This is a genomic window from Gordonia alkanivorans NBRC 16433, assembly GCF_000225505.1.
Taxonomy (GTDB): Bacteria; Actinomycetota; Actinomycetes; order Mycobacteriales; family Mycobacteriaceae; genus Gordonia; species Gordonia alkanivorans.
Genome location: NZ_BACI01000050.1, coordinates 207,929 through 222,849 on the forward strand (window position 1 = coordinate 207,929; position 14,921 = coordinate 222,849).

Here is a 14,921-nt window from a genome sequence, read left to right on the forward strand (position 1 = left end):
GTGGGACTTCCGGAAGTCTGGTTCCTGATCATCGCGGTGCTGTTCGTCGGCTACTTCGTCCTCGAGGGGTTCGACTACGGCGTCGGGATGCTGATGCCCTTCCTCGGCCGCAGCCACACCGGCGGCGATGCACGGGTGGCGTCCGATGAGCCGGCCGCCGACCCCGATACCCGTCGGCGGGTGCTGCTCAACACGATCGGACCGGTCTGGGACGGCAACGAGGTGTGGTTGATCACCGCGGGTGGAGCGTTGTTCGCCGCCTTCGGCGGCTGGTATGCAACCATGTTCTCCGCCTTCTACTTCGCGCTGTTCCTGATCCTGATCGGCCTCATCACGCGGGTCTGCGCCATCGAGTGGCGCGGCAAGATCGACAACCCGCGATGGCGGATGTGGTGCGACGTCGGGATCGGACTCGGCTCCTGGATTCCGGCCATCGTGTGGGGCATCGCCTTTGCCAATGTCGTACGCGGTCTGCCGATCGACGCCGACGCGCAGTACACGGGCGGATTCTTCGACCTGTTCAACCCGTATGCGCTGTTGGGCGGCCTGACCACGTTGCTGGCCTTCCTGACCCACGGCGCCGTCTTCCTGTCGTTGAAGACCGACGGCGCGCTTCGCGAGGACTCGATGCGCTACGCATCGCGGCTGTCGATCCCGACGCTGGTCGTCGCGGGGGCGTTCCTGTTGTGGACGCAGTTCGCCTACGGCAGTGCGTGGACCTGGATTCCGGTGCTGACCGCCGCGGTCGCCGCCCTGGTGATGGTGGGTGCCACCCAGGTGCGCAAGGAGGGCCTGGCGTTCGCCGCGACCTCGATCGCCATCGTGGGCACCGTGGCGGCCCTGTTCGGGTCGCTGTACCCCGACGTGCTGCCGTCGACGATCAATCCGGCGTATGACCTCACCATCGACAACACCTCGTCGAGTCACTACACCCTCGTCGTCATGACCTGGGCCGCCGTTCTGGTCACACCCGTCGTGATCGCCTACCAGGCCTGGACCTATTGGGTGTTCCGCAAGCGCCTGTCCGTGGAGATCATGCCCAAGCCGGCGGGGCTGCGATCCCTGCGCGCCTTCGGCGAGTGACGCCGCTGGAACGGTCGGCGGCCACGCGGCGGGGTGCGGCCCGGCCGCCGGTCGATCCGCGCCTGCTGCGGTATTCACCGACGACCCGGCGCTACGTCGCGGTCACCGCGGCGTTCGCCGTCGCGCAGGTGATCGCGATCATCGTGGCCGCGGGTACGGCCGCCTCGATCCTGTCGGAGCTGATCGTCTTCCCGGAGAAGCGGTCCTTCGACGCGCAGTGGGCGCACCTGGTCGTCCTCGCGGTCGCGATGGCGGCCCGTGCCGCGATGGCTTATGGGCACGACCGATATGCGCACCGCGCGGCCGAACAGGCGATCGCGGAATTGCGGTCCGAGGCACTCGATGTGCTCACCGATCCGCGTCGGACCGCACCGCGAACGCTGCTGACGCTGCGTGAGCATGCGGCGACCGTGCTGTTGCGGGGACTCGACGCGCTCGGGCCGTATCTGTCCGGATACCTGCCGGCGCTCGTGGCCGCGGTGATCCTCACGCCTACGGTGACCGTGGTGATCGCCTTCGCCGACTGGCCGTCGGCGCTGATCATCCTGATCACGTTGCCGCTCATCCCGATCTTCATGGTCCTGGTCGGGCTCATGACCCGGGATCGCACCAGCCGCAAGCTGGCGACGATGAGCAGGCTGACCGCGCAGCTGCTGGATCTGATCGCCGGCCTGCCGACGCTGCGGGCACTGAACCGGGCCGAGGCCCCGGCCGCCCAGGTGGCCGAACTCGGTGAGGCACACCGGCGTTCCACGATGAGTTCGCTACGGGTGGCGTTCCTGTCCGGGGCCGTCCTCGAGCTGCTCGCCACCCTGTGCGTCGCACTGGTCGCCGTGGGCATCGGTCTGCGCCTGGTGTTCGGCGAGATGTCGCTCTACGCAGGTGTTTTCGCGTTGATCCTGGCGCCCGAGGCGTATCTGCCTCTCCGACGCGTCGGCGCACAGTTCCACAACTCCGCCGACGGCGTCACCGCCGCCGGGGAGGTCTTCGAGCTGATCGACTCTCCCGAGGACGCGGCGCCGATGCCGGTCAGCGGTGGCCGGGGCATCACCGTTGCGGGCGCGCCGATCACCATCCTCGACCTCGGGGTGCACGGTCGTGACGGCTGGGCGCCGGAGTCCCTGCGCGCGACCATCGCGCCCGGCTCGCTCACGCTCTTCACCGGCCCGAACGGGTCGGGGAAATCCACGACCCTGGCCGCCATCATGGGTTTGGTGACACCGGACGACGGGTCGGTGCTCATCGGGTCCATCCCGGTCACCCATGCCGATCCCGAGTCCCTGTACGAACAGATCGCCTGGCTGCCGCAGCAACCGGTCGTCGTGCCGGGCACGGTCGGCGAGAACGTGGAACTGTTCGGCGCCCTCGACCGCGACGCCGCCGACCGGGCCGCGACGGCCAGTGGATTCGACTCCGTGGTGCTCGAGCTGCCGAACCGTCTCGACACCCGGCTCGGCGCGGGCGGCGTCGGACTGTCCGCCGGCCAGCGCCAGCGACTCGCGCTGACACGAGTGCTTGCATCCCCGGCTCCGCTGCTGCTCCTCGACGAGCCGACCGCCCACCTCGACGAGGACTCCGAACGTGCGGTGCTCACCGCGCTCCGCGAGCGCGCACGCGCCGGTGACACGGTCATCGTGGTGGCCCATCGGGGGATCGCGCGTGAATTCGCCGATCAGGTCGTCGAATTCGACGGAGGTGTGCCATGCGCGACGACCCACTGATCCGGGCGCTCGGATTCCTCGGCCTGCGCCGTGGCGCGGTCGCCAAGGCCCTGCTGCTCGGCGTCGGCGGTTCGCTGTCGGCGCTCGGCCTCGCGGCGCTGTCCGCGTGGCTGATCACCCGCGCGTGGCAGATGCCGCCGGTGCTGTACCTGTCGGTGGCGATCACCGCCGTTCGGGCACTCGGCATCTCGCGCGGCCTGTTCCGCTACCTCGAACGGCTCGCCACCCATGATCTCGCCCTGCGTGCGATGACGACCGCCCGCGAACGGGTGTACACGGCCCTCGCAACCGGTTCGCCCGCCTACTCGGTCACTCTCCGGCGCGGAGATCTGTTGACCCGCACGGGCGATGACATCGACGAGATCGGCAACGCGCTCATCCGCGGACTCATCCCCATCGGCGTCGGGGTGACGACGGCCGTGGCCGCGGTCGTCGTGATGGCACTGGTCTCGCTGCCCGCCGCCGCAGTGCTCGCCGTCGCGCTCGTCATCAGCGGTGGCGTCGCCCCGTGGCTCGCGGCGCGCGGTGGCGCCTCCACCCTCCGGGACGGGTCGCGCGCGGCCACCGAATCCGCCGAGGCGACGACGACCACACTGTGGCACGCCTCCGAACTCGTCGTCGCGCGTCGGCGTGGAGAGCTGCTCGAGACCGCTGCAGACGCCGACCGCCGGCATCTCGCGGCCACCGATCGGGGGCGTCAGCTGGAGGCGGCAGCCGCTGCGGCCACCCCACTCGCGATGGGTGCGTCACTCGTCGCGGCATGTGTGATCGCCATCCAGTTGGCATCGCAGACAACCGGTTCCCTCGCCGGGATCGCCTCCGGCGAGGGGCTCACCCCGATGATCCTCGGCGTGCTGGTCCTCCTGCCGCTGTCGGCCTTCGAGTCGACCGCGCCGCTGACCGAGGCCGGATTGCAGATCGAGCGCAGTCGCCAGAGTGCCGTTCGGGTCATGGCTCTCGTCGACGGTGCGCACGCCGCCGACGGCACCGGGCCGTCCGGTGCGGATGTGGCGGTCCACCGTGGGATGGTCGAGGTGTCGACCGACGGACTGCGATGGGGGCGCGCGGAACGGAACGTCCTCGGACCCGAGGACGGCCTCGACCTCGACCTGCGGCCGGGATCGAGGCTGGCGGTCGTCGGACCCAGCGGAGTCGGCAAGTCCACGCTGCTGCTCACCCTCGCCGGCCTGCTCGATCCCGTCGACGGGGACATCACCTGTGTCGACACGTCGAGCCGTGGGCCCGTCGAACTCCGTTCGGCCGGTTGCTACTTCGCCGAGGAGGCACATCTCTTCTCGACATCGGTCCGCGAGAACATGCGCGTCGCGCGCGGTGACGCCACCGACGAGGAGATCCTCGCGGCCCTGACGACCGTCGGCCTCGACGGTTGGGCCGCAAGGCTTCCCGACGGTCTGGACACCACCCTGACCGGCGGTGCCGACGCCGTCAGCGGCGGCGAGCGCCGACGCCTGCTCCTCGCTCGTGCACTACTCCACCCGGCACCGATGGTCCTGCTCGACGAACCGACCGAACACCTCTCCGCCGACGATGCCGCCGGCCTGCTTAGACGCCTCCTCGGCGTCGAGGACGACCTCTTCGGACCCGATCGCATCGTCGTGGTCGTGACCCACCAGCTCCCCGCGGACGTCGGCGACGCGCGGGTGGTGGAACTGGCGCCGGTCGCCGCCCACTGACGGGGGTACCCCATCGCTCCTCGCACCTCAGGCAGCAGTGGGACAACGGAATCGGGGCCGGACGCCCGGCGTCCGGCCCCGGTATTTCCCCCTGTGAGAGGTGAGGGTCTAGTTGCTGGAGACCTCGTAGCCCATCGGCAGCATCGTCGACTTGTGCTCGAGGAAGGACTCCAGGCCTTCGCGGCCGTTCTCGCGGCCGATGCCGGAGTTCTTGTAGCCGCCGAAGGGGGACTCGGGATCGATTGCGTACCAGTTGATCCCGAAGGTGCCCGTGCGGATCTTGGTGGAGATCTCGATGCCGCGCTCGACGTCGTTGGTCCACACCGTGCCGGCGAGTCCGTAGTCGGAGTCGTTGGCGATGGCGATGGCCTCGTCGACGTCGTCGTAGGCGATGACCGACAGGACGGGGCCGAAGATCTCCTCCTGGGCGATGGCCATGTCGTTGGTGACGCCGGTGAAGATGGTCGGGGTGAGGAAGTGGCCCGAGTCGAGACCGGCGGGACGTTCGCTCTCGAGAACCGGTGTGGCACCGGCCTTCTTGCCGAGTTCGATGTACTCCTCGACCTTCTGGCGCTGCTTTTCGGTGATCAGCGGCCCGAGCTGGGCCTCCGGATCCGACGGCAGGCCGACCTTCATGGCCTTCGCCGCCTCGACCATCGCCGCGACGATCTCGTCCTGGCGGCTGCGCGGCACCAGGATTCGGGTCTGCGCGACGCAGGCCTGGCCGGTGTTGAACAGGCCGAGGAACGTCAGCATGAAGGCGTTCGCGGCGATGTCGACGTCGTCGAGGACGATCGCCGCCGACTTGCCGCCCAGCTCGAGCGAGCAGCGCTTCAGGGTCTCGGCGCAGGCGGCGCCGATGGCCTTGCCCGCGGCGGTCGAACCGGTGAAGGTGATCTTGTCGACGTCGGGATGGGCGACGAGGGCCTGGCCGGTCTCGGTGCCGCCGGTGACCACCGAGATCGCCTCGGCGGGCACGCCGGCCTCGATGAACAGCTGGGCCACGTAGTTACCGGTGAGCGGGGTCTCCGGGGCGGGCTTGAGGACCACCGAGCAGCCGGCGGCGAGGGCCGCGCCCATCTTGTTGCAGGTGATGAACAGCGGAACGTTCCAGGCGCAGATCGCGCCGACGACGCCGACCGGCTCGCGGGTGATGCGGGTGGTGCCGAACAGGCCGGTCCGGTACTCCTCCCACTGGTAGTCGCGGGCGGCGTTGGCGTAGGCGCGCAGGACACCGGTGCCGGGCAGCTGCTGCAGGGTGGCGATCGCACTCGGCGGGGCGCCCATCTCGGCCGAGACCAGCGCGGTGATCTCGTCGCCGCGCTCGTCGATGAGGTCGGCGACCTTGGCGATGATGTCGGCGCGCTGAGCCGGGGGCGTCGAACTCCAGACGCCGGAGTCGAAGGCCGCGCGTGCGGCCTTGACCGCGGTGTCGACGTCGGTGGCGTCGGCGTGCGGCACGGATCCGACACGCTCCCCGGTGGCGGGGGAGAAGACCTCGAGGGTCTCACTGGAATGGGGGTCGACCCATCGGCCGCCGATGAGCAACTGGGGTTGATCCCCGCCGCCGGTGACTGTTGCGGTGTGGGACTCCACGGTCTCGGTCATTACGCGTGTGCTCCTCAGGAGGACGGGTTCTTGCCGGTCAGCGGCGGGTTTCTCTCCGCACGCGGGCAAGTGTGAACTACGGCACACGCAATACTAGAACACGTTCTAACTTCGCCGCCAGGGGCGGCGCGAATCAGCCCCGGCCGAACGCCGCTCGGGCCTCCAGTCCTTCCATGACGTCGTCGAGCACATCGAGCTGTCCGGACGGGTCGGCGGCCTCGAGGAGGCGTTGCTGATCGTGGGGCTCGACCTGGAGTCGGTTGGCCCAGCGGTAGATGGGCGAGATGTCTGCCATCGCGGGATCGGCGTCGATGATGTCGAGTGCGGCGAAGATCGTGTCGACGTCCTTGCCGGCGGCCTCGAGAGTCTGCCGCATGATGACGCGGAGGCGCTGGTCGATCGAGTGCAACCGCTCGAGGTCGACCTCGGAAGGGGCCGGTTCGGAGAGCACCTCGATGCGGGCGAGGGGATACGGATCGTCGGGAAGCCATTCGACGATCCGGAAGCGATGAGTGCCGGTGCCGGACAACAGCGCCCGACCGTCCGGGAATCGATCGGTGACGTCGGCGAGTGTCATCGTGCCGACCTCGCATCGCACCTCGCCGCCGCCGACCTCGGAGCCGCGGGCGATCAACACGACGCCGAAGCGCACGGTCGATCGTCCGTCGGACTCCTCGATGTGGTCGCCGACCATCTGCCGGTAGCGCGGTTCGAAGACACGCAGCGGCAACTCGCCACCCGGCAGCAGGGCGGTGCCGAGCGGGAACATCGGCGAGACGAACTGCTCGCCGGCGGGGATCGACGAACTCAGGGCTGCTCCGTCAGGCCCTGGGGCGCGCGTCGAGGACGACCTCGAACTCGAGCAGATCGGCACCCGAGGCGACCGGCTTGGCCCGCTCTCCGGCGTGCGCTTCGCGTGCCGGGCCGGATGCCCACGCCTGGAAGTCCTCTTCGGACTCCCACTGCGTCACGACGAAGTAGCGGTCGTCGCCCTTCACCGGACGCAGGAGCTGGAACCCGAGGAATCCCTTGGAACCGTCGACCGAGTGGGCGCGGTTGGCGAACCGCTTCTCCAGTTCGGGTCCGGCGCCCTCGGGAACGGTGATTGCATTGATCTTCACAACAGCCATGCGTCCACCATAGGCGTTGCGAGTGCGGTCGTGACGGTGTTGCCGGGCTCGAGGCACCGGTCGGGCGGCTACAGTTTCGGCCATGTTCGACAGCCACGCGATCGGCGAGATCGGGTTCCGTGACCACGGGGGTCCGGTGATCGTCGACGACGCCCGCGGTCCGCTCGACGACGGCACGACGACGCGGCCGATCGTCCTGCTGCACGGGCTGATGGGGCGTGGGCGCACGTGGCGGCGACAGGTGCCGTGGTTGCGCCGGTACGGCCGGGTGTTCACCTACGACGCGGCCTTTCACACCGGCGCCGATGTCGAGGAGCCGGACAGCGCAACAGAACTCGCGACCGAGCGGTTCGTCGCCGACCTCGCCGAGATCCTCACCTGGATCGACCGCGGACCGGCGGTACTCATCGGGCACTCGATGGGGGCCCTGCACGCCTGGTGCACCGCCGCCGCCTATCCGGAGCTCGTGGCGGCGCTCGTGGTCGAGGACATGGCACCGGACTTCCGCGGTCGGACCACCACCAACTGGACGCCCTGGTTCGAGTCCTGGCCCGAGCGTTTCGATTCCGTCGACGACGCGGTCGCGATGTTCGGTCCGGTGGCCGGCCGGTACTTCTACGAGGCATTCGACGACGGTCGGCTCCATGGCCGGATTCCGTTGTGGGGCGCGATCGCCGACGAGTGGGGCGTTCGCGACTTCTGGGCGGAGTGGGAAGAGGTCGCGGTGCCGTCGCTGGTGATCGAAGCCGAGTACACGGTCACCCCGCCCGGGCAGATGCGCCGCATGTACGAGGTCAACGAGCATGCGCAGTATCTACGGGTCGAGGGGGCCGGGCACCTCGTCCACGACGACGCGCCGCACGTGTATCGCGGTGCGGTGGAGGCTTTTCTGTCCGGGCTGGACACCTGACCCGGATAGATCGGGGCGCACACGATGTCTCGTGCGCGCCCCGAATGGGTGGACTGTGGATCAGGCGGGATCGGCGGGTGCGATCGGTGCGCCGTTGAGTCGACGCCAGCAGTGCACCAGGAACAACTGGGCGACCGGGGCGGCGACGATCAGCCCGACATAGCAGACCAGTACGCCGACCAGGTTGATGGCGTAGGTGACCAGCAGGGTGATGATCGAGTCACCGACCTTCGACTTCGTCAGCTCGAAGGAGTTCTTCATCGCGTTGATCGGCGAGAGGCTCTTGTCGATGGTGGCGACCACCGAGAACATCAGGAAGAACATCGCGATGATGCCGGGGATGATGCACAGGGCGTAGCCGATTCCGGTGATGATGCCGACCAGGATCGCGGTGCCGACGACCGGTCCGAAGCGGATCGGGGTCAGGAACGACTTCGCCGTCACCGGTTCGCCGTTGGCGACGCGGACCGCGCCCGAGATGATGCTCGCCTGGATGTAGAGCAGTCCCAGGATGAACACGAGGTACACGAGGCCGAAGAGGACCGAGCCGCCGAAGCCCAGCGACGTCTCCTCGTAGTAGTAGCCATTGCCGTAGTCGACCCGTTCGGTGGTACCGAAGAGTGCGACGGCCGAGAATCCGACGGCGATGAGCGCAGCGCCGAGCAGCAACACCACGAGACCCGGCAGGATCATGGCGCCGACGTTGTTCTTGAACTTGTTGAAGGCCCAGGAGAACGCCTCGCCCACATCGACCTTGGTGCCGGGGGCGCCCTGCCCGCCGGGATATGCGCCGACATCGCCGTACTGCGGTGCACCCGGGGGCGGCGGAGGCGGTGCCTGGCCGTATTGCGGTTGCCCGTACTCGGGCTGCTGGCCGTACTGCGGTGGCTGCTGCCCGAACCCGGGCTGTTGGCCGTACTGGGGCGGGGGCGGCGGCTGCTGCCCGTACTGGGGCGGCTGCTGCCCTGGTTGTCCACCCGGCTGGTTCGGGTCCGACGGCGGGACAGGAGGATACGGCGGCTGACTCATGGATCGGGACATTAGCAACGATCCGGGTCCGGCGGGAGACTATGTCCGAACGATCAAATGACTGGTCATCGACCTTGGCACGAATTATGACCTGCGGTGTCGCCCGTCGGTCGGACGGCTTCAGCCCTCGCCCGCAAGGCAGTAGCGCCCGTCGGTGGTGATCTCCACGAGCCCGTCGACGAGCAGGGAGTCGAGGGCACGGTCGCGCTGGGCGGTGTCGCTCGTCCACACCACGTCGAGCTTCGCCCGATCCACCGAACCGGTGGTGCCGCGCAGGACGTCGAGCAGCAGGCCGCGGACCTGCCGGTCGGTGCCGGCGAACTTCTGGGCCTTCCGCGGTGGGCCGGTGTGCGCGGGACGGCCGCGCCGGACCCAGGTGCAGTCGACGAGAGGGCAGTTGTCGCACTTGGGGTTTCGTGCTGTGCACACCAGTGCGCCCAGTTCCATCAGGGCCGCCGAGAACCGCGGCGCGCCGGACCGGGGGAGCAGCGCCTCGGCGTCGTCGAGGTCGCGGCGTGACGGGTTACCGGGCTGCTCGCGACCGTGCACCGCGCGCGCGATGACGCGGCGGACGTTGGTGTCGACGACGGGTACCGCCTGGCCGTAGGCGAAGCACGCGACCGCCCGCGCGGTGTAGTCGCCGATGCCGGGTAGCGTGAGCATCGTCTCGACGTCGTCGGGCACTCGGTCGCCGTGATCACGTGCGAGGACCTTGGAGCACTCGTGGAGGCGCAGGGCGCGCCGGGGGTACCCGAGCTTGCCCCAGGCACGTAGGACCTCACCGGCAGGCTCGACGGCCATCGCCGACGGCACCGGCCAGCGCTCGACCCACATCCGCCACGGCTCCAGCACCCGGGAGACCGGGGTCTGTTGCAGCATGATCTCGCTGACGAGGATCTGCCATCCGGTACATGCCGGGTCCCGCCACGGCAGGTCGCGCTCATGGGTGCCGAACCAACCGATCAATCGCTCCGGTGGCACACTATTGGTCATGATCGGAAAGACACCCCGCGAAGCCTGGCGCGTCCTGCGCAACGGAAACGACCGATTTGTGGCCGGAGAATCTCAACATCCGAGCCAGGGTATCGAGGATCGGGCGCGGCTCGCCGACGGGCAGCACCCGCATGTGGTCCTCTTCGGCTGCGCCGATTCCCGTCTGGCCGCCGAGATCATCTTCGATCAGGGTCTCGGCGACATGTTCGTGGTCCGCACGGCCGGCCACGTCATCGACTCCGCGGTCATGGGTTCGCTCGAGTACGCGGTCGAGGTCCTCGACGTGCCGCTGATCGTGCTTCTCGGCCATGACAGCTGCGGCGCGGTGAAGGCGACCCTCGACGCCCTCGACGATCTGCAGATCCCCGGCGGCTACATCCGCGACGTCGTCGAACGAGTCACCCCGAGCATTCTCGCCGGACGCAGCGAGGGCCTCACCCGGGTCGACGAGTTCGAGGCCCGCCACGTCGTCGAGACCGGGCGCCTGCTCATGCAGCGCAGCCGGATCATCGCCGACCGCATCAGCACCGGGAGACTCGCGATCGTCGGCCTGACCTACAAGCTGAGCGAGGGCCGGGTGAGCCTGCAGGGCGTGTACGGCGACATCGGCGAGCAGCCGCAGGCCCACGTGGTGGCGGAGACCGCCTGAATCGCTCCGGACGACCCGGAACCTGAAGGCGAACTCTAGACTTTGCCTGTTGGGGACTGTTTTTCGGCCGCGACACGCCGCACGTGATCAACCGGAAGTCAAGATCCGGCCGTTAGCGTTGTGGTCGTGATCGAACCCCAGGGCCCGCTGCCCCCCGAGATCTACTGGCGACGACGCGTTGTCGCCGGGGGTGCTGCACTGGTCGTCGTGGGGTTGGTCGTGGCTCTCATCGTGTGGATGACGTCGGGTGGTGACGCGCCGCAGAACACCGCGGCCACCTCATCCGTTCCCAGCAGTGCGGCTCCGTCCTCGGAGTCGGCGCCGCCGTCGTCCGAACCGCCCGCCGCCGGAGACGCCGGCGCCGGTGGCGCTCCGGGCGGCAATGCTGCCGGTGCCGGAGCCCCGGGTGGTGCGTCCGCGTCGGCGTCCTCACCTCCGGAATCGGCGAGCCCCGCAGGAGTCCCCGGTGGCCCCGCCGGCCCCAACCTCTGCCCGGACCAGGCGATCTCGGTGGTCCTCTACACCGACAAGCCGACGTACACGATCGGCCAGCAGCCGGTCTTCACGATCGTCACCACGAACGCCGGTCTGTCCGACTGCACACGCGATGTGGGCAAGGCCGCTCAGAACGTGATCGTGCGGACGCTCGACGGGTCGCGCACCCTGTGGTCGGCGCGTGACTGTTCGCCGATCGAAACCGTGAACAACGTCGTCCTCAAGCCCGCACAGCAGGTCAAGGACACGATCACCTGGTCGGGTACCACCAGCAGCCCCGGCTGTGAGCGTCCGCGGACGCAGGTGCCCGCCGGTTCCTACTCGGCGATCGGCAAGATCGGGGAGCGCGAGTCGTTCCCGATCACCTTCAACGTGGTCGCCCCGGCGCAAGAACCCTGATCGTCAGAAAACCCTGATCGTCTGGAGCCCCGATTCGTCGGGGCTCTAGTCGTATCGCTCGATGCTTGTCTCCGCGAGCCGGGAAAGGCCTTCGCGGATGTGCCGCGCCCAGATGCTGCCGATGCCCTCGACGGCCTGGAGGTCGGCCGAGGTGCTGGCGAGCAGCGCCTGCAGGGTGCCGAAGCTGCGGACGAGCCGGTCCACGTGCGCGAACTGCAGACGGGAGATGCGAGCGAGCAGCCGGTAGCCGCGCGGACTCATGGCGTTGTCCTGGGCATCGATCGTCGTCGGGTAGCCGAAGGCGCCCGCGAGCTGCGTGAGGTCGAGGAGATCGGCATCGCTGAGTCCCTCGATCACCTCGAGCGCCTGCCGCACGTCCTCGGCGGTGGCGGGTTCGGGACTGGCGTAGTAGTCGCGGACGAGGAGTTCGCGCATGGTGTCGTTGTCGCTGATGAGCTCCTCGAGCTGCAGGCTCACCTGCCGGCCGTTGGTGCCCAGTTCGAGGACGTACTCCTCGATTTCCACCGACACCCGGCGCACCATCTCCATGCGCTGTGCGGTCGACATGGCGTCGCGCAGCAGCACGTAGTCCTCGATCTCGGCGCGCGAGAGCGCGGCGATGACCTCGTCGAGGCGTGCCTTGTAGCGCTCCAGGGTCGCCAGGGCGACGTTCGCGCGCGACAGGATGGGGTCAGGGCTCTCCACGACACGACGAGCACCGTCGACGTAGATGCTGACGATCGACATCGAAGCGCTGACCGAGATGACCGGGTGGCCGGTCTGGATCGCGGTGCGCTCGGCGTTGCGATGCCGGGTGCCCGATTCCTCGGTGGGGATCGACGGGTCCGGCACGAGCTGGACGTTGGCGCGCACGATGCGCTTGCCGTCGGTCGACAAGACCACCGCGCCGTCCATCTTGGCGAGCTCGCGCAGCCGCGTGGGGGCGAATTCGACGTCGAGGTGGAAGCCACCGTCGCAGATCTTCTCCACGTCGGAGTCGTGACCGAGCACGATCAGGGCGCCGGTACCGCCGCGCAGGATTCGCTCCAGGCCGTCGCGCAGCGGGGTGCCCGGGGCGACGCGCGCCAACGTCTCACGCGTGAGCTCGGACTTCACCACTTCGGCAACCATGTCTCCCCTTCGGCACCGGGACACCCCGGGCGGACGACGCCCGTCGAAGCAGGTCGTCACAACGGTGACTAGGGTACCGGGATGTGAAGAGCAGCAGTTTTGTGGTGCCCGACGAACTCGACGTGCTCGAGCGTCACCCGAAGACGTCCGAACCGGGCGAACTCATGCGTCCGCACAACATGACGTGCTTCGGTTGTGGCCCAGAGTCCCCACACGGCCTACACCTCGAGATGTATGCGGGCGAGGGCTTCAGCGTCGACGCGAAGATGCCCGTCCAGCAGTGGATGGAGGGCGGGCCCGGCGTGATCCACGGCGGCATCCTCTCCAGTGCGTTCGACGACGTCATGGGTATGACGCCGCGGCTGATCGGTCCGGCGGCGGTGACCGCGCACCTCCAGGTCGACTTCCTGCAGCCCATCCCGGTGGGCAAGACCCTGCACCTGCATGCCGAGATCCTGGGCAAGCAGCGACGCAAGATCTACGTCGAAGGTGTTGCGCACCTCGGTGATCCGGAGCGGCCGGTGGCGCGGGCGAACGGCCTGTTCGTCCAGATCGACGTCCGGGCGCACTTCGCCGATCACGTCGAGAACAGCGCCAAGGCGGCGGAGTACCTGGGCGGTAAGCCTCAGCTCTGAGGCCGGCTCAGAACGGCGCGTCCACCGGGTCGGAGTCGCGGAGGTGGACGGCGTCGCCGAGGTTGGCGACCCGGAGGATGCGGATGCCCTTCGGGAGTTCCTCGTCGGTGGCCGCGGGGATGATGGCCTCGCGGAAGCCGAGCCGCTTGGCCTCCGCCAGGCGTCGCGCCACCGCCGACACCCGACGGATCTCGCCGCCGAGTCCGACTTCGCCGATGACGACGGTCGACTGGGGGACGGGGCGTTGGGTCAGGGTCGAATAGACCGAGAGCGCGATGGCGAGGTCGGCGGCGGGTTCGGTCACGCGCATGCCGCCGACCGTCGACAGGTAGACCTCCGACTTACCCAGTTCCTTGCGGCCGGCGCGCGCCTGCAGCACGGCGAGGACCATCGCCACCCGGTTGAAGTCGAGGCCCGACACCGCACGACGGGGGTTGGACATCTCGGTCCCGTTGGCGAGCGCCTGTACCTCGCCGACGAGCGCCCGCTTGCCGTCCATCGTCACCATCGTGACGCTGCCACTGACGTCCGAATCCCGTTGGTGCAGGAAGATTCCCGACGGATCGGGCACCTGGTGGATGCCGTCGTCGCGCTGTTCGAAACAGCCGACCTCGTCGGCGGCGCCGAAACGGTTCTTCACGCCGCGGACCATCCGCAGCGTCGAGTGCTTGTCGCCCTCGAAGGCGAGTACGACGTCGACGAGGTGCTCGAGTGAACGAGGACCCGCGACCGCGCCCTCCTTGGTCACGTGGCCGACCAGGATCACCGCGATGCCCCGGTTCTTGGCCAGCGAGACCAGTGCGGTGGTGACGGCGCGGATCTGCGTCACGCCACCGGTCACGCCGTCGGCGCCGGACGCGACGACGGTCTGCACCGAGTCGATGATCATCAGCGACGGCCGCACGGTGTCGACGTGGCCGAGGATGGTCGCGAGATCGGTTTCGGCGGCGAGGTAGACGTTGGCGTGCACCGCGCCGGTGCGCTCGGCGCGCATACGGACCTGACCGGCCGATTCCTCGCCGGTGATGTAGAGCGCGACGCGATCCTGGGCCGCCCAGTGTTTGACGGTCTCCAGCAGCAGCGTCGACTTGCCGACGCCGGGTTCTCCGGCGAGCAGGATGACCGACCCCGGGACGACGCCGCGCCCGAGGACGCGGTCGAGTTCCCCGATGCCGGTCGGCACCGCCGCGGTGGACTGGGCGTCGACCTCGGTGATGCGCAGGGCCGGGCTCGACGGCGCCACCGCGGCGGTCGTCCGGGAGGACGTGGGTGCGCCGGCGACCTCGTCGATCGATCCCCACTCGCTGCATTCGGGGCAGCGTCCGACCCACTTGGCGACCTGATGACCGCAGCCGGTGCAGCGATACGAGGATTTGGGTTTTGCCACCCGGTCAGCCTAAGCGGGCGGACCGACAGAACAGACGAGGCCCGGCGGATGCCGGGC

At 68.9% G+C, this 14,921-nt stretch carries 14 protein-coding genes; 7 read left to right on the plus strand and 7 right to left on the minus strand.

Going from position 1 to position 14,921, the window contains the following annotated elements:
- Genes cydB through cydC form a run of 3 tightly spaced genes read left to right on the plus strand, consistent with a single transcriptional unit; the run spans position 1 to position 4,498 of the window.
- On the plus strand, positions 1-1,083 hold the full coding sequence (gene cydB / locus GOALK_RS08950) for a cytochrome d ubiquinol oxidase subunit II (protein ID WP_006358482.1): 1,083 nt from the start codon (positions 1-3) through the stop codon (positions 1,081-1,083).
- Positions 1,080-2,804 carry a thiol reductant ABC exporter subunit CydD gene (gene cydD, locus GOALK_RS08955; protein WP_006358483.1) on the plus strand — a complete coding sequence of 575 codons (1,725 nt, stop codon included), beginning with the start codon at positions 1,080-1,082 and terminating at the stop codon, positions 2,802-2,804. The genes cydB and cydD overlap by 4 nt, the downstream gene beginning before the upstream one ends.
- Positions 2,786-4,498: a thiol reductant ABC exporter subunit CydC gene (cydC, locus tag GOALK_RS08960; protein ID WP_006358484.1), complete on the plus strand. Its 1,713-nt coding sequence runs from the start codon at positions 2,786-2,788 to the stop codon at positions 4,496-4,498. The genes cydD and cydC overlap by 19 nt, the downstream gene beginning before the upstream one ends.
- Before the next feature lie 108 nt (positions 4,499-4,606).
- Here the strand turns inward: cydC and GOALK_RS08965 are convergent, their stop codons facing one another.
- The 3 genes from GOALK_RS08965 to GOALK_RS08975 form a co-directional block, all read right to left on the minus strand.
- A complete protein-coding gene (locus GOALK_RS08965; RefSeq protein ID WP_006358485.1) occupies positions 4,607-6,106 on the minus strand; it encodes an aldehyde dehydrogenase in 1,500 nt (499 codons plus the stop codon).
- Positions 6,107-6,239: 133 nt separating this feature from the next.
- Positions 6,240-6,875: an LON peptidase substrate-binding domain-containing protein gene (locus GOALK_RS08970; RefSeq protein ID WP_006358486.1), complete on the minus strand. Its 636-nt coding sequence runs from the start codon at positions 6,873-6,875 to the stop codon at positions 6,240-6,242.
- Between the two features lie 52 nt (positions 6,876-6,927).
- Positions 6,928-7,236, minus strand: a complete 309-nt coding sequence (locus GOALK_RS08975) for an antibiotic biosynthesis monooxygenase family protein (protein WP_006358487.1) — start codon at positions 7,234-7,236, stop codon at positions 6,928-6,930.
- An 82-nt stretch (positions 7,237-7,318) separates the two neighbouring features.
- Here GOALK_RS08975 and GOALK_RS08980 point away from each other — a divergent pair, with 82 nt between their 5' ends.
- Complete coding sequence (locus GOALK_RS08980; RefSeq protein WP_006358488.1) at positions 7,319-8,146, plus strand: alpha/beta fold hydrolase; 828 nt, start codon at positions 7,319-7,321, stop codon at positions 8,144-8,146.
- Between the two features lie 60 nt (positions 8,147-8,206).
- Here the strand turns inward: GOALK_RS08980 and GOALK_RS08985 are convergent, their stop codons facing one another.
- Complete coding sequence (locus GOALK_RS08985; protein ID WP_006358489.1) at positions 8,207-9,175, minus strand: hypothetical protein; 969 nt, start codon at positions 9,173-9,175, stop codon at positions 8,207-8,209.
- A 120-nt stretch (positions 9,176-9,295) separates the two neighbouring features.
- Complete coding sequence (locus GOALK_RS08990) at positions 9,296-10,168, minus strand: iron-sulfur binding domain-containing protein (protein ID WP_006358490.1); 873 nt, start codon at positions 10,166-10,168, stop codon at positions 9,296-9,298.
- Here GOALK_RS08990 and GOALK_RS08995 point away from each other — a divergent pair.
- Both GOALK_RS08995 and GOALK_RS09000 read left to right on the plus strand, forming a co-directional pair.
- Positions 10,167-10,817 carry a carbonic anhydrase gene (locus tag GOALK_RS08995; RefSeq protein WP_035751798.1) on the plus strand — a complete coding sequence of 217 codons (651 nt, stop codon included), beginning with the start codon at positions 10,167-10,169 and terminating at the stop codon, positions 10,815-10,817. The two genes, GOALK_RS08990 and GOALK_RS08995, sit on opposite strands and share 2 nt — an antisense overlap.
- Before the next feature lie 126 nt (positions 10,818-10,943).
- The gene (locus tag GOALK_RS09000; RefSeq protein WP_006358492.1) at positions 10,944-11,711 is read left to right on the plus strand and encodes a hypothetical protein; all 768 of its coding nucleotides are present in this window, start codon (positions 10,944-10,946) and stop codon (positions 11,709-11,711) included.
- A 45-nt stretch (positions 11,712-11,756) separates the two neighbouring features.
- On the opposite strand, the gene disA is transcribed toward GOALK_RS09000, so the two are convergent.
- Entirely contained in the window at positions 11,757-12,842 is a 1,086-nt protein-coding gene (gene disA, locus GOALK_RS09005; RefSeq protein WP_006358493.1) for a DNA integrity scanning diadenylate cyclase DisA, read from the minus strand.
- A 104-nt stretch (positions 12,843-12,946) separates the two neighbouring features.
- Between disA and GOALK_RS09010 the strand changes: the two genes are divergently transcribed.
- The gene (locus tag GOALK_RS09010; protein WP_050918670.1) at positions 12,947-13,477 is read left to right on the plus strand and encodes a PaaI family thioesterase; all 531 of its coding nucleotides are present in this window, start codon (positions 12,947-12,949) and stop codon (positions 13,475-13,477) included.
- A gap of 7 nt (positions 13,478-13,484) precedes the next feature.
- Here GOALK_RS09010 and radA read toward each other — a convergent pair whose 3' ends face one another.
- Entirely contained in the window at positions 13,485-14,864 is a 1,380-nt protein-coding gene (gene radA, locus GOALK_RS09015) for a DNA repair protein RadA (RefSeq protein ID WP_006358495.1), read from the minus strand.
- Between the last annotated feature and the right edge of the window lie 57 nt (positions 14,865-14,921).